This is a genomic window from Acetobacter okinawensis (assembly GCF_002153655.1).
Classification (GTDB): Bacteria; Pseudomonadota; Alphaproteobacteria; order Acetobacterales; family Acetobacteraceae; genus Acetobacter; species Acetobacter okinawensis_A.
This window is the reverse complement of record NZ_JOPJ01000031.1, coordinates 1-1,484: the sequence shown is the minus strand read 5'-3', so window position 1 is coordinate 1,484 and position 1,484 is coordinate 1. Positions and strand designations below refer to the sequence as shown.

At 58.3% G+C, this 1,484-nt stretch carries 2 protein-coding genes and 2 pseudogenes; 1 reads left to right on the top strand and 3 read right to left on the bottom strand.

Annotated elements, in window-relative coordinates; genetic code table 11:
* Positions 1 to 96, top strand: a pseudogene (locus HK26_RS13920) (carbohydrate porin); the annotation flags it as partial.
* A 140-nt stretch (positions 97 to 236) separates the two neighbouring features.
* Here the strand turns inward: HK26_RS13920 and HK26_RS10915 are convergent.
* From HK26_RS10915 to HK26_RS13915, 3 genes and pseudogenes are all read right to left on the bottom strand, one after another.
* Positions 237 to 962, bottom strand: coding sequence for a CbtA family protein (locus HK26_RS10915; protein WP_086639810.1), 726 nt, complete (start codon positions 960 to 962; stop codon positions 237 to 239).
* A gap of 30 nt (positions 963 to 992) precedes the next feature.
* On the bottom strand, positions 993 to 1,211 hold the full coding sequence (locus tag HK26_RS10910; protein ID WP_086639809.1) for a CbtB domain-containing protein: 219 nt from the start codon (positions 1,209 to 1,211) through the stop codon (positions 993 to 995).
* 177 nt (positions 1,212 to 1,388) lie between these two features.
* Positions 1,389 to 1,484, bottom strand: a pseudogene (locus tag HK26_RS13915) (carbohydrate porin); the annotation flags it as partial.

The window sequence follows — 1,484 nt, the reverse complement described above, 5'->3', positions numbered from 1 at the left end:
TGGAACCCTTCAGGCGGGGTGTATGACTCACGCTACTCCACAAAACGTGTGGGCAACGAGGCCGTCTTCGGTCTGCACTCCAGCATTACCTTCTGATCCCTCCCGTAGCGGCCCTGCCAGAGCAGGGCCATGCCAACGGGTGCAAACAAAAAGGGCCACGCAAAACGCGTGGCCCTTTATTTTGTTCACAGAGGCTTTTGCAAACTGGCGAGCACACCGCCAGAGCCAGAACACTCTTAGCGGGTTTGCGCAGAGGAAGAACGCAGCAGTTTTTCTGCCAGCGCGCCAAAAACCAGCCCCAGAGTGGACCACATGACAAGCTGCATACCAATGGCTGCCTCGCGGAAGCGCCAGAGCACAATGGCGGGAAAATTACCCGGCACCTCGTTAATATCAGGCAGGCCGAACTGAGCCACCACCACAAGAACAATGCCAAGGCCAATCCCGCACAGCGCGCCATTCCAGCGACCAAGAGAGACAGACAGAGCCCGCCCGACCAGCAGCGCGATCATGGAAATGGCAATGGCAATCCCCACCATGGCAAAATACATGGCTGTACGCAGGCCAATGGTTTCCTCCAGCCCAACAGCGGGCGGATTGGGCGGGTATTTCAGGTCAGGGATCAGCACAAAGGTTAAAAAACCAACCCCGGCCAGCAACAGCGCCAGTGCGCGCGGGCTGGACAGCGTAAGCCGCTTGTAGGCGAGGGCAAACACAATGGCGAACACACCGCCATAAGCCGCACCATACATGAGCACCGCCGTCAGCAGGCCGTAGGAGGCCTGTACCGCGCGGCTGACAATTTCGGGCTCGGGGGCGTTACCTGCCGCGGCATCCTGCGCGGCTTCAAACGCGATGGCCAGAGCCACCTGAGGCTCCCCAAACAGCCGGGCAAACACAAAGCCCAGCAATGCAGCCACAATACCCGCGGCCATGCCACGGGCAAGAAGACGACCAACCATGAGACGAATCTTTCCTGACGCTGGGTTTATTTAATGGCAGGGGAAGCCAAGCAGGTGGCGGCCGTCATGCACAAACTCATGCACGGAATGGCCAGAAATCAGGGAGGTTGCCCCCTGCTCCGCACCCACAAAGTAAATCAGCAGTGCCGCCACGATCAGGCCAAACACGCCCCATGGCAGAATGTCGCGCAGCGGAATACCTGCATCGGCCACCATAACGGGGGCTGTCGTATGAACAGATGCGTTCATGATGTTATCCTTTTTTATATCTTGGCATTGGCACAACGCACGGCGTGTGCGGGTCAGTTAAAAAGCAGGGAGTCTCATGGTCGTCGTGCCGGTATCATAGATTTTCGGCACGACACGACAAGACTTTAAACCGACGACCCGCCATCCCCGTGCGTCATCCCCCTGCCGGGGGAGGGATCAGAAGGTAATGCTGGAGTGCAGGCCAAAGACGGCCTCGTTGCCCACACGTTTTGTGGAGTAGCGTGAGTCATACACCCCGCCTGAAGGGTTCCA